General features: G+C 61.6%; 20 protein-coding genes. 3 read left to right on the forward strand and 17 right to left on the reverse strand.

Annotated features, from left to right (window positions below; all coding sequences use genetic code 11):
• Positions 1-6 precede the first annotated feature (6 nt).
• The 7 genes from QM716_RS01100 to QM716_RS01130 all read right to left on the reverse strand — a co-directional run bounded on the left by QM716_RS01100 (position 7) and on the right by QM716_RS01130 (position 8,970).
• Positions 7-5,481: a transglycosylase SLT domain-containing protein gene (locus QM716_RS01100; RefSeq protein WP_283301703.1), complete on the reverse strand. Its 5,475-nt coding sequence runs from the start codon at positions 5,479-5,481 to the stop codon at positions 7-9.
• Positions 5,482-5,582: 101 nt separating this feature from the next.
• The gene (locus tag QM716_RS01105) at positions 5,583-6,098 is read right to left on the reverse strand and encodes a hypothetical protein (RefSeq protein WP_283301705.1); all 516 of its coding nucleotides are present in this window, start codon (positions 6,096-6,098) and stop codon (positions 5,583-5,585) included.
• 57 nt (positions 6,099-6,155) lie between these two features.
• On the reverse strand, positions 6,156-6,683 hold the full coding sequence (locus tag QM716_RS01110; protein WP_283301707.1) for a hypothetical protein: 528 nt from the start codon (positions 6,681-6,683) through the stop codon (positions 6,156-6,158).
• 11 nt (positions 6,684-6,694) lie between these two features.
• On the reverse strand, positions 6,695-7,159 hold the full coding sequence (locus tag QM716_RS01115; protein ID WP_283301709.1) for a hypothetical protein: 465 nt from the start codon (positions 7,157-7,159) through the stop codon (positions 6,695-6,697).
• Complete coding sequence (locus tag QM716_RS01120; protein ID WP_283301710.1) at positions 7,159-7,617, reverse strand: hypothetical protein; 459 nt, start codon at positions 7,615-7,617, stop codon at positions 7,159-7,161. Before QM716_RS01120 ends, QM716_RS01115 begins: the two co-directional genes overlap by 1 nt.
• Positions 7,618-7,663: 46 nt before the next feature.
• On the reverse strand, positions 7,664-8,209 hold the full coding sequence (locus tag QM716_RS01125) for an MACPF domain-containing protein (RefSeq protein WP_283301712.1): 546 nt from the start codon (positions 8,207-8,209) through the stop codon (positions 7,664-7,666).
• Positions 8,209-8,970, reverse strand: coding sequence for a hypothetical protein (locus QM716_RS01130; protein ID WP_283301714.1), 762 nt, complete (start codon positions 8,968-8,970; stop codon positions 8,209-8,211). The genes QM716_RS01125 and QM716_RS01130 overlap by 1 nt, the downstream gene beginning before the upstream one ends.
• Positions 8,971-9,093: 123 nt before the next feature.
• On the opposite strand from QM716_RS01130, the gene QM716_RS01135 reads away from it, so the two are divergent.
• Entirely contained in the window at positions 9,094-9,513 is a 420-nt protein-coding gene (locus tag QM716_RS01135; RefSeq protein WP_283301716.1) for a hypothetical protein, read from the forward strand.
• A gap of 57 nt (positions 9,514-9,570) precedes the next feature.
• Here the strand turns inward: QM716_RS01135 and QM716_RS01140 are convergent, their stop codons facing one another.
• Positions 9,571-10,263 carry a hypothetical protein gene (locus tag QM716_RS01140; RefSeq protein WP_283301717.1) on the reverse strand — a complete coding sequence of 231 codons (693 nt, stop codon included), beginning with the start codon at positions 10,261-10,263 and terminating at the stop codon, positions 9,571-9,573.
• Positions 10,264-10,719: 456 nt separating this feature from the next.
• Here QM716_RS01140 and QM716_RS01145 point away from each other — a divergent pair, with 456 nt between their 5' ends.
• Together QM716_RS01145 and QM716_RS01150 are read left to right on the forward strand one after the other, a co-directional pair.
• The gene (locus QM716_RS01145; protein WP_283301719.1) at positions 10,720-11,346 is read left to right on the forward strand and encodes a hypothetical protein; all 627 of its coding nucleotides are present in this window, start codon (positions 10,720-10,722) and stop codon (positions 11,344-11,346) included.
• On the forward strand, positions 11,343-12,359 hold the full coding sequence (locus QM716_RS01150; protein WP_283301720.1) for a helix-turn-helix domain-containing protein: 1,017 nt from the start codon (positions 11,343-11,345) through the stop codon (positions 12,357-12,359). Before QM716_RS01145 ends, QM716_RS01150 begins: the two co-directional genes overlap by 4 nt.
• 72 nt (positions 12,360-12,431) lie before the next feature.
• On the opposite strand, the gene QM716_RS01155 is transcribed toward QM716_RS01150, so the two are convergent.
• From QM716_RS01155 to QM716_RS01195, 9 genes are all read right to left on the reverse strand, one after another.
• On the reverse strand, positions 12,432-13,079 hold the full coding sequence (locus QM716_RS01155; RefSeq protein WP_283301723.1) for a hypothetical protein: 648 nt from the start codon (positions 13,077-13,079) through the stop codon (positions 12,432-12,434).
• Position 13,080: 1 nt separating this feature from the next.
• A complete protein-coding gene (locus QM716_RS01160; RefSeq protein WP_283301725.1) occupies positions 13,081-15,063 on the reverse strand; it encodes a hypothetical protein in 1,983 nt (660 codons plus the stop codon).
• 2 nt (positions 15,064-15,065) lie between these two features.
• Positions 15,066-15,473, reverse strand: a complete 408-nt coding sequence (locus QM716_RS01165) for a hypothetical protein (protein ID WP_283301727.1) — start codon at positions 15,471-15,473, stop codon at positions 15,066-15,068.
• Positions 15,463-15,897 carry a hypothetical protein gene (locus QM716_RS01170; RefSeq protein WP_054780908.1) on the reverse strand — a complete coding sequence of 145 codons (435 nt, stop codon included), beginning with the start codon at positions 15,895-15,897 and terminating at the stop codon, positions 15,463-15,465. The genes QM716_RS01165 and QM716_RS01170 overlap by 11 nt, the downstream gene beginning before the upstream one ends.
• A complete protein-coding gene (locus QM716_RS01175) occupies positions 15,897-16,259 on the reverse strand; it encodes a hypothetical protein (RefSeq protein ID WP_283301730.1) in 363 nt (120 codons plus the stop codon). The genes QM716_RS01170 and QM716_RS01175 overlap by 1 nt, the downstream gene beginning before the upstream one ends.
• A 10-nt stretch (positions 16,260-16,269) precedes the next feature.
• Positions 16,270-17,058: a hypothetical protein gene (locus tag QM716_RS01180; protein WP_283301732.1), complete on the reverse strand. Its 789-nt coding sequence runs from the start codon at positions 17,056-17,058 to the stop codon at positions 16,270-16,272.
• 81 nt (positions 17,059-17,139) lie between these two features.
• Positions 17,140-19,026 carry a major capsid protein gene (locus QM716_RS01185; protein WP_283301735.1) on the reverse strand — a complete coding sequence of 629 codons (1,887 nt, stop codon included), beginning with the start codon at positions 19,024-19,026 and terminating at the stop codon, positions 17,140-17,142.
• Between the two features lie 254 nt (positions 19,027-19,280).
• The gene (locus QM716_RS01190; protein ID WP_283301737.1) at positions 19,281-19,568 is read right to left on the reverse strand and encodes a hypothetical protein; all 288 of its coding nucleotides are present in this window, start codon (positions 19,566-19,568) and stop codon (positions 19,281-19,283) included.
• Positions 19,561-22,083, reverse strand: coding sequence for a CdiA C-terminal domain-containing protein (locus tag QM716_RS01195; RefSeq protein ID WP_283301738.1), 2,523 nt, complete (start codon positions 22,081-22,083; stop codon positions 19,561-19,563). The genes QM716_RS01190 and QM716_RS01195 overlap by 8 nt, the downstream gene beginning before the upstream one ends.
• Positions 22,084-22,132: the final 49 nt, after the last annotated feature.

Below are 22,132 nucleotides of genomic sequence, written 5' to 3' on the forward strand. Positions count from 1 at the left end.
ATTCCCCTAGACCGGTGTCAGTGCTGTCATGCCGCGGCGGGCTTCGCGTTCAACTTCCGCGAGGAACTGTTGCGGGGTGCCGTTGTAGCCGTGGAATTCCTGCGTGATGTTGTACGTGTTGCCGCCGCCATTGGCTGCGCGCATCGCGTCCTTCGCGCCCTGATCGACTGCCTCACCCCAACGACGTTCCAACCCGAGGGGTGATGCGAACTCACCGCCGATCTCCTTGAGTGCGTTGATCCCCCACGTGCGGATCTGAGGTCCGAAGTCCTGACGTGCGAGCCATGCGTCGGCGCCTTCCTTCCCACCACGGGCGACGGTGTCGTTGTAATACGTGTCGTCGTATCCGGTGTTGTTCGGATCGAACGCCGTCGACGGGCCCGACGCAGCAGCCGCGATATTCACCTCGGGTGCAGGAGCAGTCGCGCCACTCGATACTGACGCCGCTGTCGCCGCGTTCGTCACTGCATCGCTCGTGATCTGACGGAGAACGTCGATGAAGTCCGGACGCTCGAGCACCGAAATCAGCCGCTCGAAATCAGCAGTCATCTCAGGAGACAAGACCCGCTCAGGCTGCAACGTGAACTTCGGCATCACACCGATACCGTTCGCGATACCGCCCTGGTCGTAGCCCGCACCGGTCAACGCACCGACACCACGACCACCGAACTTCGGATCACGAAGCAAGTAATTCAGTGACGCGCGCAGGTTCGCTTCCGGATCCCAGATGTTGTCGAAACCAGGGTCCTTGAACGATTCGAATGTTGGGTCGATGACCTGCGCCAGGCCCTTCGACGGGACACCGTTCTGCGCGTTGATGTCCCAGTCGTTGATCGCGTTCGGGTTACCACCCGATTCACGCTGGATCTGGTACAGGTACTTGTCGACCAGCGACCGGTCGATCCCCTTCTCGTCGAAGAGCTTCTCGACGAGTGGTCGCCATTGCTCGGCCCCGGACGACTTGTCGTATGGCACATCACCGCCGCCACCAATACTCTGCGACTTACCCCGCACCTTGTTGAGAGCAGCTTCGGTCACCTTGTCGTACAGCGCCAGCGGGATCTTCCCGAACATCCCGAGCTCGGAAAATTCCGGGATGGTCTTTCGGATCGCCTTGACCGGCATTTCGAACAGGTTCGCCGTCTGGTTCCCGATCGTGTTGATTACTGCGCCGCCAAACTCCTTGACGCGGTCGAACAGCGACTTCCTTTGATCCTCCGACAGTTCAGCGAGCGGCATCGAGTTCGCCCAGTGAACGTGGTCGAAGTGTCCTGGAAGGTCACCGGCGTAGACCTGGTTCGCGAGCTGGTTCTGGTCGGTGATGGACTGCCCGCCCACGTTGTACAGCAGCGGTCCAGGGCCGTAGATCAACTGAGACGACTGGGGGTACGCCTCGTAGATCCAGTTCGCGTATTGCTGCTTGTTCGGTCCGTCGATGTCGACGGCCTGCCCGCGTCCATGGAATCCGGAATGTCCGGGGCGGAGCGCGGAAGTGATTGTCGCTTCGGGGAATGTGTTCTGGATGACGTCCGACATCCATGTGTCCGCGTCGGATCCGAACATCACGCCACCGCCGATAGCGAAGCGTGCCGGTCCCTTTCCTCCGACGACCTTTCCTCCGTCGCGGTAGTTCCCTGCGAGGACACCGTTGCGGATCTGTTCGACAGCTTTGTGTCCGCCAGCGGCGTTCACTTCGGCTGCGGTCCAGACGTGTTCGTTGTTCGACAGCCAGGCGGGGATCTTGTCCTCACGCGGTCCACCCGCACCGAACACTGCGCCTCCGTCGCGGCGGTGAATCATGTTGTCGGCGATGTTTCCGCCGGCTTTACCGCCTACTTCGCCGATCGGATCGATGGTCGGCCACGCAGGAAGTCCCAGCATCGAGTGAACCGCGTTCCATGCCTTGCCTAGACCGTTGTTGAGGACGGTGTCGATGATGAAGTTGATCGGTGTGGCCGCCGCGCTCCGGAGGCCGTCCCACGCGCTCGCGAACCCTGCAACTGCGCCGGCCCCCCACTCGACTACTTTGTCGAGGCCGGGCTTCAGACCGGGGAAGAGTCTTCCGACGATGTCCCCGATGACTTCACCGATTTTGTTGCGGAAGCCATCGAAGTTGATCTTGCCGTCCTCAGTGGTGCCGAAGATGTTCCTTCCCAGTTCGCCCAGGCTGGACGTGAAACCCGTGAAATCTCCTGTTGCGAGGGAGAACAGAGCCTGACCAGCGTTCGATCCGAAGCGACTGAACGCTGAACTGCCTTCCGAATCGAAGGAGAAAACGTTCGACAGGGTTCCACCGAGACCGCCCATGAAGTTCGGCATGTCGCCTTCGACGATGCCGCCGAAGACCTCGCTGATCTTCGAGCCGAAGTTCCCGAAGAACCCCTTCTGCTCGTCGAGGCTTTCCTGTGTGTTCTGGTTCTCGTTACGCCAGGTCTCGTCGAACTGTGCCTCAGCCTCGGCAGCAGCCTCGGTGCCCGGCTCGAAGAACGACATCCATTCGGCCTTGGTCATCGGCTTACGCATGCCGCCCTTGCCGTAGGGGTTGGGCACTTCGATAGTTGCGTCTGCGCCCGGGCTTGTTTCGCCGTTGATTGGCTTACCTGTTGCGTGATCGATGCCGTCGCCAGGGAAGCGCTGCGAAGTGGGCATCTCGTCGGTGCCGTTCCAGCCGACCCCCTTGGCCCAGGCATGGAAGCCGTTGTTGTCGTCGTTGGTAATCCATCGACCTATGCCGTTGAGCTGGTCCCACAGACCGTCACTGTTGTCATTCTTCAACCAACGCCAGATCGGCTGAACCAGACCGCTATTGGCTTGGGAGAAGACGTTCCCTCGACCGAGAAGACCACCAGTCGCGAGCGCAGTCCCGGAGATTTCGGGCGCATCTCGGCGTGGCCCTGTGATCGCCGGAGGTTCAGGTGCATCTGGGTCCTCGATCAACCCGAGTGCCTTAGCCAAAACCAAGACCTTGTCCACAAGCACAATCGCGTTCTTGACCATATTCATGATCTCGCCGACAGTGTCCTTGACTGTCTGCCACCAATTCCCCATGCGCTCTTGGCCGTCTGTCGTCTTCATCCAGTCCGAGAATTCGCGAAGTGAGTCAGTCATCGACTCGATCATCGACTTTCCGGTCTTCTCCGACGTCGCGAACAACCCACCGATCACGCTGCCCACCGCGAGGAACAAGTCTTTGACCTGCTTCAGTGACTCGATCGACTTCTCCATGAAGTTCCGGATCGAGTTTTCGCCCTCGTCGGACTCAGTCCAGTCGCGGAATTCCTTCATCGTGTCCGCGAACGAATCGCTGAATCCGGGCAGAAATTCCGAGCCGATAGATGCGATGTTCGTGAGTGCACCGAAAAGGTTGGTGAGTCCGTCAATTACAGGCCCGATCGATGCCTTTGTGTTGTCGAGGATCGTGGTCCAGTCCAGTTTCACCGAGTCCGAGGACAAGTCATCGATCGCGCGCCGGAGTCCGCCGTTAATTTCGGTTGCTATACCACCGAGACCGATCTTGAGGATCGGGAAATAGTTGTTGGCTAGGTTGACAATCGAGTCACCCAATCCAGCAAACAGGTTGTCCTGGATCTCGAGTCGCAGTTCTTTCCACGCGTCGCTCAGGCCACGAACTTGCTCCACGAAGGCGCGAGCGTTCGGGGACAGGTTCGCGAGTGCGTCCGCGTATTCGTCGACGGCGTCAGCGTTCGACGTCATCGCCTCAGCTGCTGCATCCTGCGCGTCGGCGAGGTTCTGCTGCGCGAGTGTTACCTGATCCTGCGCATCGACAACAGCCTTGTTCGCGTCGACGATGCCCTGATCCGCCTCGGCGACAGCTTCCTTCGCCGCGACAACTTGGTCGGCTCCTTCAATGCCCTTCTCATTAGCCTTGGCGGCATCCTTCGCGAGTTGCGTGTTCCGGCGCCCAACCTCTTCCTGCTGGCGCAGCGCCTTGTCCACACCGAGAGCAGCTTCGGACCGATCCAACGCTGACGCTGCAGGGTCCGCGAACGTCTTGTCGTAGGCCTCCCGCGCCCTCGCGAGCGCCAACACCGCATCGCGTTCGTCGATCGCGGTGCCCTTGAGCGCGAAGTTCAGATCGTCGATCGTCGCCTTCGCATCTTCACGAGCACGGTTGAGGCTTTCCTGTGCCTTCTCCGCCTGACGTTGCGACTGCGTGACACCACGCTCAGCCCGGTCTACACCGTCGAGCGCGCTCTCCACCCCACGTTCGGCCGCCGCCACGGCCTTCGCTGCCTGCGCGCGCTTACGTGCATCTGCTTCCTGCTGTTTCGCGGCAGCCGCAGTGCCTTTCGCTGCGATCTCGGCAGCCTTCGACCCCTTCGAGAATGCGTCGAACACACCGGTGAACCCGATGACCATGGTGGCAATACCTGCGACAGCCGCCGCAGCTACAGCAGGTAGCAGTGAGATGATCCCCGCAGCCTGTGAAAGCTGCCCGAGCAAAGGAACCAGGCTTAGCCCTGCCAGGGCGATCAGCGCCATCTTTGCCAGGCCAGCCGGGTTGAGCATCGAAATTAGGCTGCTGCCAGCATTCGCGATCATGTTGCCGATGCCCTCGATGCCGGCCATAACGAGGCGGGACATCGAGTTTTGGTCATCTTGCGCGCGACGAAGACGGTGGTGCGAGTTCGCCTGATCGCCAATCAGTTGGGTGACCCGCGCTGTATGCGTTCCCAGTACGTTGTTGGCGCGGGCAAGCGCGGCCTGCGCTGCGAGCCGCTGAGACGTCGTGGAGTTTGATCGTGCGTTTACTTCTTGGAGCCGAGCGTCCGCCACTCGAACTCGGTCGATCGACTCTGCTTGTTGACTTCGGGCCGCCGTGAGCCTGGTCTGTATGGCCGACAGCTGCGCTTCTGCACTCGCGACGGATGCTCGATCGATCTCGATCTGCATGCGGATCATGCGGATTGGTCCGCCGAGTCGCCCGTTTCGTCCGCCAATTCCCCCAGCGCCGCCCCCAGCTCCACTGGTGTCGCCGGTGGTGATGATGTTGACGGTCTGCGTCACCGGACGCGTCAGCGTCGCAATGCGCGCCAGGAAATCAGCTTCGTTCGCGACCGCCAGGAACACCGGAGCCGTGATCCGCGCGACCCGCAAACGTTCCTCGAGCCCCTGAACGAAGGACTGAATGTTCTTGACCTCGGGAGTGACCTCCACCTTCGCGCCGGGAAGGTTCTTCGTCGCCTTCCGAACATCGGCATGGAACTTCGCCGTACCCGCGCGCAACACCACGTTCGCCGAGAACGACGCCCTGTTCAGACGTTCCTGAGTCTCCCGACGAAACTCCGCCACATCGGCACGGAAAGAAACCTTCGCCGCCAGACGAACCCGATCGAACTGCTTCTGCGCGGCTTTCGCTGCCTTCTCGGCGGCGACTCTGACGCGGGCTTCGAACTCGGCGCCGACGTTGCCCCAGTCGAGTTCCGCTGTGACTACAGCTTTTGCGTACGGGGCTGTCACGCCGGAGGCTCCTCGGGATCACACAGTGGTGATGCCCGGCCCGAGGCCAGCAGCAAAGTTCTATATGCAGGGTATCTGTACCCGACGGGTTTAGCGGAAAGTCACCGCTGGTGTTGGTTCGCCAACTCGAGCGCAGCCATGAAATCAAAGCCCTCAGCCTCAACTGCTTCCGGGGCAATTTCCGCCCGTCGAGGATTGAGCGCGATGCGAGGCGGCTCCGTCGTCAGGTCGCGCTGTAACTCTTCGGCTGCCTCTTTGTTTCCTGATGCCCACTTCCGCAGAACAGCTTTCACCGTGTTCGTTGCCTGCGCCGGCGGCATCGACACCAGGTTTACCCCGCGCATCGACAGCTCGCCGTCGACGTCGGACCAGTTGCCCATCGCTTTCCACCATATTTCCTGCACCGTCCACCGCGGCATCCAAAACCATTCCTGCACCAAGGCATCCGCAACAAGGTGGACGAAGTCATTGCCGATCTTCGAGTCTGGGTCGAGGATCTGCTCGAACAACCATTGTTTGTCGTCGATGTCGCGGAGTGAGCCCATCACTACCTGGATGGGCGAGAACGAGATGATCATGTGCACAAGCGGAACAAGGTCCGGCCGGGTCACATGCATGACCCGGCCATCTACTGCCCACGCTGTCGGGTCAGAGACCCACGGTTCAGCCACTGACTATCGAGTGCGCTTCGTGGCACGAGCTCGCGCGCGCCGCTGCTCCCGATTCGTCTCCGGAGTGAACCGCTCGATGATCGTGACCACGATTCGTTCGAGGAAGTCCTGATCGAACTTGTCACCACGCGTGAACAATCGGCGATTGATGTACATGCGAGACGGCTCGTCGAAGATGTGGTTGATGAACGTCTGCAGCGATCGCGCCTTGTCAGCCGCAGTGGCGTCATCGGACATCATGCCGATGACCAGGTTCCACGCTGACGGATCCGGTTTGCGGGCTCTCAGCTCGAAACCATCGACAGTGAGGTATTCGACGTGACCGTCATCCTCGGGCAGGTCAGGAAGATCTTCCGTGCTGAACTGCAGCTCGGCCGGGATGGGGGCACCCTCGTCATCGACAGTTTTCGGTGTGTCCAGGATTTCGTCGGGGGTTTCGATGATGTCGAGTACCTTCTCGACTTCCTTCGTGGTGGGGTTGCCGTCGGCCTGTGAAGGCTTGGTAGCGGTCTTGCGTGCGCGTGGAGGCATTTGCGGTTTCCTTAGGTGGTGGTTGGGCGGACGGTGACGTTGGTGGTGCCGAGAACTGTCTTCAATGCAGTGGTGAGAAACGGGTTCGGTGGGATGCCTTTGACGGACTTCGCGAACACGAACCCACCTGGGCGGCGGGATCCACCGCGTGGCATCGGACCGAAAACCCCTGGCGTCGGGAACTTCAACGCCTTCGCAGAAACCGGGACGATCGGCTTCTTGTGCGGGCCGTAGATGCCCGTGCCTTCGTGGAGCCATTTCGCCCGCTCGAGCGGCGACCCGACCCGAAGTCGTGCGGTCCGGCCGACGAGGGTCACGTGATGGGTGATCGACGACCTCGTCTGACCAGAGTCGACAGGGCAGTCAGCGCGCGCGTGATTCACGACTTGCCGGCCGATGTCGTTCATCCGCTGCATGCCGTCGTGGGCGAGACCCTGCTCCATCCGTTCCCGGTACATCACCACGTGGGCGGGCATTAGCTGCTCTTTCTCCGGGGCCGGGTGGTCTTCGGCGGTTCGTTGTCGAGTTCGGTGTTCAACTCGGCGATGGTTTCGGCGGCATCGGTACGTGCCTCGGTCAGGTTTTCCTGCGCCGCAGTGGCATCCGCCTGAGAGTCAGCGATCGCCTTCTCTGCGTCCCGACGTTCCTCGGACGACGAACTCGCATCCGCGTAGGCAGCTGCGACCTTGTCTTGAGCGTCAACGACACCGCCCTCCGCGTACCGCACGTACGGCTTGCTGGGATCACTCACCACTTCCCTCGGTGCATCCAGGTGGTCTGAAGCGTCGAGTTCGACGAGTCCCTCGTGCTCGATGACGGTGAGTCCTCCGTGTTGGATGAGGTTGTCGACGAACGGAGTGCGCTCGCACACGAACTCGGCGCCCTCCGCCCAATCGACTGTGGTCTGATTCGCACGAACATGCACAGTGGTCATGAACCAGATCATACGGCGGACACAGTACAACTGTGCCTACCGATAGTTATTCGATGCGAGGATCGCCGTCCAACGGTGCGAACACGGCATCGAATTCCGGGATCACTGCATCGCATGGGCACCACAAGTCGACACCGACAGTGACCGTCATCGAACCGCCATGGATACCGCCCGACGGGCCTCGGGGTATCCACGGACCGCAGAAGAACTGAGTGCCACGATCGAACGCGCAGGACACTGCGCGCATCATCGCCCTGGCATCGTCGAGAGCGTCCCGTGCGAGTGAATCCAGCTCCTGCAGTTGAGGCATCGAATTATCTTCCGGGCCTCGGTAACAACGAAATACCACCACTTCGAGGTCCGCCGCGTACAGGACAGGTTGCGACGCGTCGATCTGCGCGGGATTCAACGGCGCCGGGAACGCGACCGTCGGATAGATCTGCCCCGGTCGCACGAACGCCGTCTCACATCCATACGCGGGCACCATGTCTCCTGGATGCACAGCCGCGTAGTCGACCTGGCCGGCGCGCGTCGACTCCAGCCGGGAGGTGAGTTCGTTCAGCAGCACTGTGGCTTTGCCGTAGACGTCCATCAGCGGATCCTCGCTACCCGTGGCGAATCAGGCGAATACACCCGTGGCCGCGACTTCAACTTGTGCGGATTGACCGCGGCGATCCACTGGTCCACCGACGCGACACCGGTGAGCCCTTGCTCGAACAGCACCTGCGCATCCACGAGCTGAATATCCACACCCTGCCGGGACACGCTGATCGCCCGGTCCGGAAGTTTGCACTTGCCACCCTTGCGGGCCCGCAGGAACTCAACCGCAAGATCACCGGCCGCCAACTGCCCCGCGAGCGGAACTTCGATGCCCTGCTTGTACGTCACCGTGAACGCACCCACCGCATCGTCGGGGACGGTGAGGTTCTGATTCTGTGGCCACACCCCAACACTTGTGCGGATAAGCCAACGATTGTTGCGGATCAAATACTCCGACGGGTCGAGGATTTCGCCGTCGATCATCACCTGCACAATCGAATCCACCGGACCCGGCAACGCAACCTCGGACGGATGGTTGCATCCGTCAGCGCAACCACACGACCCTGGCATCCACGAACCCGACACCAGTCCCGGGAACCAGTCGGCGCCCGAACCCGACCGGCCGCGGTACGTCGAATAGTCAGCGGGACTGAAGCACGGCCGCACCGACACCTCACACAACCCGAACACCCGCCCGGTCAACGACCACAGAATGTTCGTCGCTAACTCCGCGGCGACAGCTTTGTCATCTGGATCGGCGTCGGTCCATTCCTTCGTTGACGACTGCACCGGCCACTCACACGGTCCGCTCACAGAACTTCCTCCATTACGTTAGACACTCCCTACAGTGTCTACCGCATCGGGCCGTATAGGCGCGTCCGAAACCCAGGAGACTGGGGGCTAGCGCATCGACATCGCAGCGCCATATTCTGAATCATGGACATCGACGACGCACACTTATGCGCGATAGGTCGCCTCGCAATTGCAGCGGCAAAACTGGAGTACATAGCGAGGTCCCTCGACCCAAACGGAGCAGGTAACACTGGACCCTTTTGGCAGGTCACCGAACGCAACCTTGAGGTCATTAATCAAGATACTTTTCTGAACGAGGCTCAGAAGGATTTTTGGCAAAAGTGGATCAGTTCTGCGAGCAAAGGCATGAAGCGCCGAAACCAAATTCTCCACGCGTTCTGGTCATCCGGCAACTCCCCCGGGGTGGCCTCTGCATACGATCTCAGGTCGAAGGCTTCAACCACATACACCACAACACAGATCGACGAGATCACAAGCGAGTTAAACCAACTCGCCGTCAATGGATTCCTCTTCAGCGATGAGGTCAACGACAAGTCGGAGTAGTCCCGGAACTCCCTGGTCCACCGATGGACACCGGCGAACCAGGGAATCAGCCGACCCTTAAGCAGTAAGGGCAACCGCTCCGGCCGTCGTCGCCGGGTAGATCACCGGAGTGGGCTCACCGTGCAAATGCTTATCCGCAGCGATCGGCGTCAACAGCGGACCTGGCAACGGCGTTGTAGACGGGGATACCGGAGCGTGCAGCACCACATCGTACGGGCCGACACCCCACGGCGAATTCGCCTCTGTGCGCGTGGTGATCGTGAAGTTCGCCAGCGCATTCTCAAACGAGAAATCACCCAACCGGCCACCCTTCAGCCACGGAAGAACGAAGTAGCCGTACAGCTTTCCATCAGGGCCACACACAGTGCCCGGAACATCGGACCACGTCTCGAGCGCGACGTTCGCCTTCACTGTCGCGCCAATCTCGAAGCCGACGGCGTTCCCTGCATGGTCCAGGACGATGGGCTGACCGGTCACCATGTTGAACAGTTCCGGATCGACCTTCAGGAACGCGATCTCGACGTTGAAATACTTCAACTCGTCGTCAGCCTTGTCGACGAACTGGATCTTCCCGGCGGCGTTCTTGGGGGCGGTTTCTTCACCGTCCTCGTACTGGGGGCTGATCTTGATGGACACGTGGCCGTCGGTGACGATCGTCGACTTGGGGCCAATGACGGGTGCGCCGCAAGCATCGAGCTTGGTGGCACGTGCGACGTGGGAGCGGATACTGGGCCAGACAGTGGTGGGCATGTGAGCCTCCGAGCGGAAGAAGATTCGCTCGGCCCGAGGCCAGCAGCTCTACAGGTGAGGATAGTCGTTGTCTGCCGGTGGGGGCGGGATGCGTGCGGGTTTGTTGGTCCAGCGGTCGGTTTGGGGTTTGGCGCCGGCACAGGGTGGGGTACGGACGGTTTCTCCGCATTGTCGGCAGTAGTGGGTGCGGTGGCCGCCGTTGTGGGCGGTGGTGCATGCGCAGACTTCCCAGCCGACGAGGCATGTGTTGGGTCCGAAGGGGTGCCTGTTGGGGCATTGTTTCGGTGGCCGTTCGTAGCTGGGCATGCCAAAATATTCGCACACCTGTTCGATGTTTGCTATCTTCATCAACGCGGGGTCGGGAGGGTAAGGGAAGACCAGCTCGGCCCCGCACCCTGGAGCTGAAAGTGTTTGTTTCGGGGTCGTAATTCGCACAGAATGTGATATTTTGAGGCCATGACAAACACCAGCGAGGATTGCGCTCGCCTCCTCCGGCCTATCGTCGACCCTTTGCATGAGGCTCTCGCTGCAGCGTACGAGACCATCAGGAAGCTCACTTATGCCCCTGCGAACAGCCCCGGCTGGTATCGAACGGCCTCGTTCAAGCGGGCCCTCGCGGATCACTTGCCCGAACATCTCGCATCTTTCACCTTCGATTCCGAGTTGGCGAAGAGCTGTCCGCGGATTGTGCTGACTGACAAGGATAGTCAGCTGCAGCTCTCGTTGCGTCGCTCGACAGGCCTTGGTAAGGCGATGGCATCGCAAGTGCCAAGCGCTCCACCGGGACTGTTCCAGATTTCGCAGCTGAAACTTCAGCCGTCGAAGTTTGAAAGGGCAGCACTTGCCTGGGATTGGCCGAAGCTTGACGAACACGGCGAGTTGTCAGACCCATGGCCTCTCACCTTCCTCAAAGCCAAACCCGGTCGTTCCCTGGACGACGGAGAGTGGGAGTTTGGTCTGCCGCTCATTCAGGGCGCAACCCTCGCTGAACACATCAATCCGTTCAACCCGATCGATGAACCTCTACTCTTTATCGATCGCGAAGACGACAACGAAGATGGAAAGGGGACATCAGCACAGTGACGATCGACCCCAATCTGCGACTCAAGCAGCTGCGGGCGAAGGTCGGCCTGACGCAGGGCGATTTTGCGCGCAAGCTCGGAATCACACAGTCATTGCTCTCGCAGGTTGAGCGCAATGAGCGCACTGCAACGCCGGCCGTTCTTTCAGCGGCAATAGTTCGATTCGACCTTTCGGATGATTACTTTCTCTTGCCCGCAGTTGACTACACACGCAAATCCTTGAACTTTCGCCGAAATGTGTTGACGGCCAAGGCTCAGGACGCGGCTATCTTCACCTTCGGAGACCTTGAGCGCGAGCTACAAGCCAAGATGGCCGACATCCCTTTTCGCAACATAGCGATCGACACACCACCGCGGTCCATCGGTCTCCCGCTTCCTGAAATCACTGAGGCTGCCCGTCAGACCCGGCAAACCCTTGCCCTCGATCCCCATGCCCCGATACCGAACGTGACGCGCGCGTTCGAGCGTGCTGGCATTGCCGTTGTGCCGTTCGAGTGTGATGTGGTCCCGAACGGCAAACTCGACGGTATATCCAGCCCGTCAGATGATGGCAACAACTTTGTCATAGCAGTTGCTGCACGAGACGCCGGAGATCGACTTCGTTTTACTGTCGCGCACGAGGGTGGGCACCTAGTCCTGCATACCCGGACTCGACCGGAATCGGAGAATCTACGAGAGATGGAAGCAAACGTCTTTGCTGGCGCATTCTTGCTTCCTGAATCGGCGATACTGGAAGACCTTTCACCAGGTCTAACATTGCTCGGCTACAGCAAGCTTAAGGCTAAGTGGGGCGTCTCCATTCAGGCAATAATCAGACGAGCCTTGACCTTGGAAGTGATCAACCAGGAGCGGTATAAGTCCCTCATGATTCAGCTTTCGAGTCGCGGCTGGAGGACCAAGGAGCCGGTGGAGGTAGGTCTGGAAGAACCTAGGCTCGTTCCGCAGTTGGTCTCGACTCCGGCTTCAAATGTCATCTCCTTGTCGGATCGCATCAGGAGAACGCGACTGACGTAACCGGTAGACGCAGACAAGCCCCCGAGGCCACCGCTTGATGCGATGAGATCGGGGGCTTTGTCATGTGCGGGTCTAGTCGATCGATGCGGCCGCGACTGTCGTTGTCGAAAAACGTCGACTTGCTGGTTGTCCTGCATTGACTGCCGCGTAGACACCTGGGTCTCTTGCCTTCTGGATTGCGACACCGAGCGTCACTTTGTCGGCGATGGTGTACGAGAAAATCGACTCGACGTCGCTACCCCACGCGATCTCTGTGACCCCGGTTCCGGAGCTGACCGCATACCGCAAGATCAGACAGTTCGGCACGGTCGTCGTTACCGCGGGGGTCGGCCATGTGAGCCCGGTGCCTTCGGACTTCGCGGAAGCGTTGGGCACCGGGGCGACCTTTGGCAGTACTGCGACGAAGACGATGAACTCGCTGTCGTATCCCGCAGTGGCCCATGACACGGCATCGGGATCGCCAGCTTGCTTGGCCCGCCCGAAGACGAACAGATTGTTGTTGGACCAGCTGCCGTTGTCTTGAATTGTGACCCACCCAGTAGGTGGCCGGCTAGTAACATAGGCCCGGATCGAAGCGACCGCCGCGATCCGTATGTCACCCACTTCGGCCGGCGGCAGGTTGAACGTCAGCGTGGAACCAGTGGTTTTGAAGTGATACACCGTGGCCGATATCTGCGGCACGAGATCGACTGACCCCGAGTTGAACCAGTACATCGACATGTCAGGCCCTCGTCATCGACAAGATAATCGACGCTCGCTTACCAGGCGTCGTTCCGGCAGCGGTCTGACTGAACGTCAGAACGTCTCCGGCAGCGAACGCGAATGTTCCTGTCGCAGAACCAGTGCGCGTGCCGGCCGCAATGCTGACGCTCGCGCCGGCGACATCGACCGCGTTCTTCTGCATCTGAACCACAGACGAAGCGCCCGATGCGTCCGCCGTGCCCAACTGCACCTTGAACCCGGTCACAGTGACCGGATAGGTGAACTCCCAGCCATCAGGCGCGAATCCGTCACCGGTGCCAACCTTGCGGGTGTCCGACCAGAGTCCGAATCGGAGAGTGTCTTGCTTCGCAGCCGACGCCATCGTCGCGATTGTCACCGACCCAGGCGAGGGATTGCGCGTGTCGGAAGGCGCGTCGACGCCAAGTGCCAGTCGGCCTGCGGCAGCATCGGCCGCTTTCATCACTGCGCGTCCGACGGCAGTCGAGTCGGTGATGTCGACGGCCTGGGTTGTGACCGCGCCCTGGCGTCCGTTAACCGACGAAACTGGTGAAGCTGGATACGTGTTCTCGCGCCAGCTCGACAGTTGTGTCGGGTCGTTGCCGATGATCTGAAAGTCGGAACCTCGGTCAGACCGCGTGCACCAGTCGCCCTTTTGCCCGATCAGGGCGAGCATCGCTGACTGTGTTGACACGGCGCCGAGGAAGTCCCGGATCGCCACTGCAGGGATCTGCGACTGAACGAGAACCCCATTGCTGTCGAGGTCGGCCTTGGTCGCGAGCTTCGCAGTCAGGCCCGTGACCTGAGACTCCGCGTGCGTATGCGTTGTCGGGGGCCGCGCATCTGTCAGGCGTGGGTCATCGCCTTGCACCGACCCGTCGGCCTTGTCGAGCGAGGCCTGCACAGCCGGTGACGTCTTCGCCTTCGTGACAGCCTCGTCGGCGAGCTTCGGTGTCGTGACCGCGTTGTCGAGCACAGAGCCCGCCACGATGCCATCAGCGGCGTCCTCAGCCCGCTGCGCCTGCGCTGTCGCATCCGTCACCGCCTGCTGCGAGAGCTCCCTCTCCGCGACGAATTGGGTGCCGTATTGCGCGAGTGTCTGGTCGACGAGGTTGGATGTGTTCTCGATGCTGCTCTTCGTCTGGTGAACATCGGTCTGGATCTGCTCGACATCGGTCTGCGCTGCAACCACGACATCGTGTGCAGTCGTGACGGTCTGGCGGTCGGTCGCGACTGCGGAGGCCGCGGACTCGACAGCCTGCCGATCTGTTGCAACCTGCGCCGCATCTTCTGCAACATCCTGGATGCCCGCCGCTGTCTGGACGGCGAGATCCGCCGCGCCTTCGGCATCTTCCTTATGTTGCGCTGCAGCCGCTTCTGACTGGCCCGCCGCCGTCGCACTTGCAGAGGCATTGCTCGCGTGTCCAGCCGCACTGGTGTCCCGTTGGCCGGCCAGGGTTGCCGAGTCTCCCGCCGATACCGCGGACACTGCAGCGTGCCCGCTCGACTCACTCGCGCTACCGGCGAACCCTTGAGCCGCGTCGCGAGCGGCCTCTGCTGCCGCCCGATCCTGCGCGATTTGTTCGAGGTCCTCACCGATGCCGGCAACACCTTCGGCCGCTGCGACCGCGATGTCGCGTGCTTCCTTCGTATCTTCCAGGTACTGCTTCACCAGCGAGACAACTGGAGGGTCGGGGATCTCGTACATTTCGATCAGATCCCACAACCGGGCATCAGTTGCCGGAATGATGATCTTGTACGTCGGACCGTGCGGCCCGATCCGCACTGTCGCCTCACCCGGATCCAGGTTCGGCGAAGTCAACTGCCCTCCAACAAGGCGGCATTTCACCTCGACCGGCACCACAACCCATGTACCGGCTGCGTTCTCGCGACGCCGCGGGACCGTGAAGTACACGAACGCCAAATCCGCCGGGAACGGAGCAACCCCGTCCAACCGGCGGAAGTCCTCAGTGATCACACTCATTGTCAGATATCCCCTGCCTGATGGCGTTGCCGCATGAATGCGAGAAACGAAATGTGCTCCGGCGGCGGGAACTCCCAGCCCCGCTCCGCGCCATGAAGGTTGATGTCGCGGTGCCAGTTCGCGTCGTACTGCAGATAGTCGTCGTACATCGCGACCTTCTCGGTCATCGACTCCACTCGCGGCGCGAGGTTGTCGACCTGCCGGCGAAGATCCGCGAGGTCCGCTGCCTCCACAAACCGGCGACGTTCAGCCTTCGAACGCCAACGTCTCCCCAACGGCCCCAGCACTTTCGCCCACGATTCCGACGCCTCCGACAGAAGCTGTCCTACATACCTGATGACGATCGCCACCAGCATTACCAACAACAACCAGGGGTGCCCCTGCAAGAGCGCGGCAACATCATCGGGCACGTGTCCGCCTCCAACCATCTATCGACGCGTCAGCCAAAACCAGGTGCACCGCCGCGGCGCCGAGCACCCACCCGACAGCAGTTCGCCAGCCGTACAGGAAGTCTCGGTCGGCAAGCTCTGCGAGCGCACCGATACCGAACACGAGGTACAGGCCGAACAGCACCCCGTGCGCCAACGCGGTCATAGGGATGCGGGGTACGAATATGCCCAGCAGTCCGACGGCTCCGGCGGTGAGGAAGATCCACCCCCACACATCGAACGGGAGCGCAGCCTCGATCACCGACAACGAATCCGGCGTGAGGTCAGCTGGGAGTCGGATGTAGTCGAGACCGCGCGCGACTGCGACAACGAGAGCACCCAACTGCAGGAGTTCTGCAGGCAGGGAAGTGATCTCGATGCGCAGTCGACGCAGGGTCAATGTCATTACTGACCGCCGGTGTGTGCATCCCAGAGTGCGATCAGGTCATTGCGCTCGAGCTTTGGATCGAACTCGAATTTCTGATCGTTGAGGAACTTCTTCCAGGCTTCTTCGCCGGACCCCTTGCCACTGCGTGGCGGTTCCTCGACGGGAACCGACTCGGGCTCGGGCTCGGGCTCGGGGAGAGGCTCCGGATCGTCGTCGTACTCGCCGAAACCGGCCTTCGTGGCGAGCTCGTCAGAGACGATGAACGCCAACCGCGGACCGGACGTGTCGGTGCGGACCTCGTCAGGCGAATCAGCCGCTTCGAGAAGGGCGCGAGCGATGTCCTGTACCTGGTCAGATGAGGTGGGGATGATTGAAGGCATTACAGTGCTCCTAGCTGCTGGTGAGGTTGACGAGGACAGCGGCTTGGACCGCTTCCCATGACACGACATACGTTCGTTCAGCGATCGCCTGTATCTCGTTGGTGGCGTAGTTGAATGCCTCCGCGAATGATGCCGGCCGCTGCTTGACATCACCGCGCCGGACTTGCACAGCACCGGTGGCGACTAGCCACGCAGTATCGACAGCTGCGGGTGCGCCGGCAGCATCAGTGTTCGGGTAGTTGCCGAACGACCAGCGCGTACCGAGCGCAGTGACCTTACGGCCAGCGTCGACGTCGACCTGCCGGCGCTCAGCGGCGAACATCGCGACGTGACGCGGTGCGTGGATGACACCGACACCGCCGTACTGCTCGGTGAGATGATCCTCGAGCAGGCCGATACCCTTCACCAGCGGCACAGCCCCGGTGGTGAGGATGTCGGTTTCGGCGTTCATCAACGGCAGCGCCTTCTCGACACCAGCCCATTCGCCACCGGTGAGGGCTTTGCGGGCGCGGTCCAGCATTTCGGATTCGTCAACACCGACAGCGCGGCAGGTGAATCCGTTGTACACAATGATCGGGCCCGCTTCGATGACCTCGATGCCGTCAACGACGGTGCGGGTTTGTGGGTCTTCGCATTCCGTGGGCGCCAGCTTCGCGGGCCCGGACGGGTTGCTTTCGAACTGAATGCCGTTGACGAATCGGGGGTCCTCGGGAACCACCAAATCCCCAGCCGAGACGAGTCCGAATCGAGTTGGTGTGAGCGTCGGCGCTGCGACGTATAGAGCCGGTGCGACAGCCACCGTAGCCTCCAGAAGATTGTGGGGTCAGTGGAACACCACCGGGCACACCGCAAGAGGTCTGCAGGTGTGCCCGGTGATGGACTACGGGGTGGTGACGACGATCTTGCCCTGCGCGTCCAGTTCGCGAGCAGCGCCGACGGCACCGTTCACTGCGAGAGGGACACGGACCAGGCGGGACTTCCAGCGACGCTTGATGACGAGCAGCTTCTCCTCGACGAAGAGTCGGTGGAAGTCGTTCTGCTTCAGCGAGGTGGGGTCGTAGATCGCGTCGACCGAAATGACCTCGCCGCGTGCACGAACGAACGTGCCTGCCTTGTAGATCATGATGTCGACCGTGGTGGGCCATGCCGTGATCGCAGTTGCGGCACCGAACCCGCCAGCCACACCGGAGAACGCATCCTGCCAGTCGTAGACCCAACGAGGGACAGCATTGCGGGCCTTGAACCAGGCGTCGATCTTCTGGTCGGTGACCTCGAATGCCTCGGTGACGTTGGAGCCGTTTCGCACCGACTGATCGGCGCGGACGAGTTCCTTGAGCCACAGCGGCAGAACGATCTCAAGTTCCGCTTCGGGGGACATGCGGTTTGCGTAGCGGTAGTCCACGATCTGGATGCCGACCGCGTTGAGAACGGACGTGGTTGCGGACGGGCCGAGCGAGAGCGAGATCGCGGTCCCCGACAGTGAGACCTGACGGTTCAGCGTGCGGGTGTTGATGCGGTGCGAGTGCGCAATAAGTGCGTGCTCGACGATCTCTTGAGTCATCTCCGGGTAGGCGTCGTTCGCGAGGATGCCCGCGACGATACCCAAGCCCGCGGCCTCCGCGCGGACGTCGGTGAAGTCCGGGCATGGAACCCGCAAGAACGGCTTCTCCGTCCCGGTAATCGTTGCACCAGTCGGACTGGTGAACCCGGAACCGGCGGCGGCCTGAGCCTCGGTCTGAATGAACCCGATCTTCGGATCACCGTAAAGGGCCGCGTAATCCGGCCCCTCCGTGAATCGGAGACCACCACGAGCGGCCTTCACCTCCGGCAGGTCGATCAAGCCGGCGTTGGCGTCGGCGAGAATACCGCCAAGTTCGTAGAGCGTCTCCGAAGGTGCGCACCAACCACCTGCCGCGACAAGAGAACCACCGTCCAGACGGCTCGTGTCAGCCGCATAGTCGATGACGTCCTGATCGTTGCGGCCGTCCGCCGTCAGTTCCTCGTCGAACGGAATATGGATGCGTGCAACAGATGCGGACGCCTTGCCACCAGATGCGCTGAGGGACTGCAGCTTGACGTTCGCCGCATCGGCGAGTTCGCGGGTGGACAGATTCTGTCCGGTCGCGAAACCTGCGACGTCAGCGGAGGCGATGATCGCCGCGCGGGGGGTGTTGTCGACGGTGTTCTCGGCGGGCATGACTACCGTCTTTCGGGGGATCTGGGAAAGTCGAACACGCTTCACAGGCTTCGCAGCGGACGCGGCGACAGCCTCCGGGGCAGCAGCAGTTTCAGCGGCAGCGCCGGCATCCACATTCGCGTCAGCCCCAGCAGCGTCCACTGCAACAGCCTCAGCTTCGGCGACAACTTCGGCTTCGGCAGTCGCGTCAGCATCCGCGTTGTCCTCGCCCTCGGCTTCGGAACCTGTTGCGGCCTTGACACGCTCAGACAGAGCAGCGAGCTTCGCGCGCTTCTCCTCACCTGCCGCGTCGATGCGTTCTTGCTCGACCTTGACGCCGTCGATGACGTCGGCGAGAGCTTCGACAGCGGCGAGGGAGTCGTCGGAATCGGCACCGGCAGCGCTGATTTCGGTGAACGACTGCACTGCCTCCGCCTGCAAAGCGGCGACGTCGGTCTCGGGGTGCGCTGCGAGATACTCGGCTACTGCCTTCGCCGGGTCGGCGGGGGCTTTAGCGGCCTCGTCGGGAGCGGCGCCATCCACACCGCCCTGCGCTGCGTTGATCAGATTCTGGAGAGTGATGGGGTCCACCGTGGGCCTCCTGGGTCGTGCGGGCACTTGGTGCCCGGCCCGAGGCCAGCGGCGATCTATGCGCACTCTATCCCGTGTGCTGGGCAACTGTTGTGAAGCTTGGTGTCAGCGTTCGATCTTGGTGTACGTCGCGCCAGGTTGGGATGCGGCTGCTTTAGCCTCAGCCTCTGTCGCGTAGCGCTTCACAGTTCCGTCCGATCGGCGAACCTGATGAACCGTTCGCTTCGCTCCCCCACCACAATTGCAGCCCATGATCAGAGCTTCAAATCTTGCTCGGTCAGCTCGTTCTCGAGTTTGCCCTGTACGCCAAGCTCTGACTTGAGCGAGTCACGTAGTTCCACAGCGCGATTCATAAGCAGGTCACGATCCGCCGGGGCGTAGTCCTTGATGTGCAAGTCGACCGCGACGTTGTACTCGGGGTACTCGTAGGCTTCATCGTCAATGCTGTACAGAATGCGGGTGTCTTTGACGATGCGCGCCGCTACCGACTTGACTGCAGACATGTCTGTACCGCTAGGGAGGTACACGCCGGTGTCAGCCATGGAACCATGATACGACAACGTCGCGCGACCCTGGAGTGTTTGGATCACGGCGCTCCACGATGACAGCTATCTCATACAACCTGGCGCCGCGCATCCGAACTGATGTCCGGATTGCCTCGGACGCGGTGTCAACAGTCATCCCAGAGTTGGACGCATCAACGATGATGTGCCCTGCTTGCTCCGCACCTCGGCGAACATGGTTGATGACGGCATTCTTCGTTGCGGTGTCGGTCTCTTTGAATTCCACGGGGACGTCTGCAACTAGCGCAATCGAGTCGGGGGTCTTCACGCCGTTACGATCACGTTCCAGAACTGACACCACCTCAACTCCGCTCTCACGTAGGAACTCGGCAGTTCGCGCCTCGGACGCACTGAAATACCTGTCTGGGTCGTCGACGGGGGCCACGATGTCTTCTTCGTCGTTGCGGAGTTCCTCGGCTGTTGTCCACGTGGCTGGCCGCTCTGAACGACCGCCTGGTGTGACGTCGTCGATCACGATCCCTTCGGGAAGAACGCGCCTGCGCTCGGCGACATCCGGTCCTCGTTCGGCATCGCCACCACCAGCGCCGGAACTTCCGCCATTGCCTGGGGCGGAGGGCAGCCTGCCTCGTCCCCTGATGACGGACTCGATGGGTTGCCCGTACCTTCTCTCTCCGTCCGGTGTCCGGACGCGGCGTTCTTTCCCTAGACGTTCTACTCGTCGAGTAGCCGCTGCCAGGCGCGCCGACCGAACACGTTGGGCAGCCGTCTGGCTACGGCTCTTTCGAAGCGCAGTCGCATGGACTTGCGCGATGTCGATGGTCTTCTTCGATGCTGTTGGAGGGTCATGACGCTTTCGTGTGGGAGGGATGCCGGCGGCGATGAGGGATCGCATGCCGGATGCGGCGAGGGCCCGGGTGCGCGGGACGGGAAATCCGGGGACGTTGACGGCGAGGACCGCGACCAGTTCGAGGTTGTTGGAGCCTCGTTGGATGCTGCGCCAGTCTCCTGATACTCCGGATCGGCGGAGTTCGTCGACCCGGTCGTCGTCGATGCCGGGGAGGATGCGGCCGGAAAGCCATGGCCCCCAGAGCCCGTCGGTGCATCGGACGACTGCGACGGCAGTACCGGTGTTGTCGTAGTGTGCAGCCGCGGCGCGGGCTGCTTGTCGCATTCCGGCGTGTCCGGTTCCGAGGGTGAGCTTTCCGACGGGAAGTGGTCCTTCGGTGGTGGAGATTTCGCCTTGGTGGAAGTAGGCGTATCCGGTTGCGCTGGTGGGTGGGCTGACGCAGACGTCGGCGAATCCGATGTGGCAGGAGTCGGCTTGTGCGAGGTGCCCGTAGACGCGGCCGTCGTCGGTGACGGTGAGCGCGGTGAGCTCGTCGGGTTCGGGCATGGTGAAGTCGGCGGTGTCGTAGACGACGGAGCTTGCGACGAGCCCCGCGGTGACGGGCTCGAGGGGGATGTCGCGGACGTCGGTGTCGGCGAACGACAGGCGGATCCGGTCGAAACGAATTGGCCCGACTTCGGTCAGTTTGCTGACGTCGAGCCCATACCCTGCTGTGATGTGCGGCAGGAAGGTGTCGTACGGCTCCGGGATCGGCGGCAGGTCTACATTGTCGGCGACGGCACCGTACGTGCACGATTGCGTTGCGCTGAGCCCACGCGCTTCGACGAGGTACACAGCACATGGCTCATCCCCTGCAGGGTTGAACTGCGCGTGCCCCATCACCGAACCGGACAGTGGGCACGTGAAGTCGAGGACTCGCACTGCTTGCTCGAGCGCGTCCCGCTGTTCCGGCAACCAATTCGCGGCGTCGCCGAGAAACACGAGAGTGGTGTGTAGGACGTCGGCCGGCTCGTAGCCGTCAATCGCGAGCCGCGCGCAGTCCTCGGCCGACGGGACAAGTGCGATCATCGCCCCCGAGTGCTGCTGCGCGGCAGCGGTCAACGCGGCTGATGCGCGGACGCCGGTGAACTCGTCGCCGTACAGCGGCTCGATCCGGGATGTTTCGAACGCGGGTGACGAGACACCGGTGACGCCCATCAACTTCCACTCGTGCACACGGAGCAGTTGGCCGGCGACATCCGGCTCATCACCGGTCCCACCTTCGAATGCTGCGTACGCTGCCGCGAGTTCGTCTGGCGCCCACTCCGATTTGTCGGACCTCAGCGGGATTTCCTCGAGCAAGATGTCGGACAAGTCGGCGGATACCCAGCCTGCGAACCCGTCGCCCAGCTTGCGGGCGTACGCGGCGCCGAACTCGTCTTCGAGGTCCAACGGCCCTTCAGCCCACAAATACCCGTCTTGAACCCAGGCCCGAGTGACGAGACCGACGACGCGGGAACCCTCGTGGTTGTCCCACATTTCGTCCTGCGCGGAGAGCGCGACTGGCAGCGGCCGGATCGCAGGTTCCGTGCCGTCGGCGAGCATGAACTGCCTCATGTCACCTGATGGTGTGTTCAACGGCAGCACGGGCCCGCGCCATCCGGTGGGCAGCGGCTTGTCCCCCGCCGGGGTGATAAGTGCGGTCATCCTGAGCTCCTCTGAACGGTAGACACGGCTAACTGTATCTACCGCTATT

Source organism: Rhodococcus sp. IEGM 1409 (assembly GCF_030056735.1).
GTDB lineage: Bacteria > Actinomycetota > Actinomycetes > Mycobacteriales > Mycobacteriaceae > Rhodococcus_F.

Coding starts and splice junctions, on each gene's coding strand:
- QM716_RS01105 (WP_283301705.1), bottom strand. CDS start 6,098: ATGCATGTGACCCGGCCGGACCTTGTTCCGCTTGTGCACATGATCATC.
- QM716_RS01110 (WP_283301707.1), bottom strand. CDS start 6,683: ATGCCTCCACGCGCACGCAAGACCGCTACCAAGCCTTCACAGGCCGAC.
- QM716_RS01115 (WP_283301709.1), bottom strand. CDS start 7,159: ATGCCCGCCCACGTGGTGATGTACCGGGAACGGATGGAGCAGGGTCTC.
- QM716_RS01120 (WP_283301710.1), bottom strand. CDS start 7,617: ATGACCACTGTGCATGTTCGTGCGAATCAGACCACAGTCGATTGGGCG.
- QM716_RS01125 (WP_283301712.1), bottom strand. CDS start 8,209: ATGGACGTCTACGGCAAAGCCACAGTGCTGCTGAACGAACTCACCTCC.
- QM716_RS01135 (WP_283301716.1), top strand. CDS start 9,094: ATGGACATCGACGACGCACACTTATGCGCGATAGGTCGCCTCGCAATT.
- QM716_RS01140 (WP_283301717.1), bottom strand. CDS start 10,263: ATGCCCACCACTGTCTGGCCCAGTATCCGCTCCCACGTCGCACGTGCC.
- QM716_RS01145 (WP_283301719.1), top strand. CDS start 10,720: ATGACAAACACCAGCGAGGATTGCGCTCGCCTCCTCCGGCCTATCGTC.
- QM716_RS01155 (WP_283301723.1), bottom strand. CDS start 13,079: ATGTCGATGTACTGGTTCAACTCGGGGTCAGTCGATCTCGTGCCGCAG.
- QM716_RS01160 (WP_283301725.1), bottom strand. CDS start 15,063: ATGAGTGTGATCACTGAGGACTTCCGCCGGTTGGACGGGGTTGCTCCG.
- QM716_RS01170 (WP_054780908.1), bottom strand. CDS start 15,897: ATGACATTGACCCTGCGTCGACTGCGCATCGAGATCACTTCCCTGCCT.
- QM716_RS01175 (WP_283301730.1), bottom strand. CDS start 16,259: ATGCCTTCAATCATCCCCACCTCATCTGACCAGGTACAGGACATCGCT.
- QM716_RS01190 (WP_283301737.1), bottom strand. CDS start 19,568: ATGGCTGACACCGGCGTGTACCTCCCTAGCGGTACAGACATGTCTGCA.
- QM716_RS01195 (WP_283301738.1), bottom strand. CDS start 22,083: ATGACCGCACTTATCACCCCGGCGGGGGACAAGCCGCTGCCCACCGGA.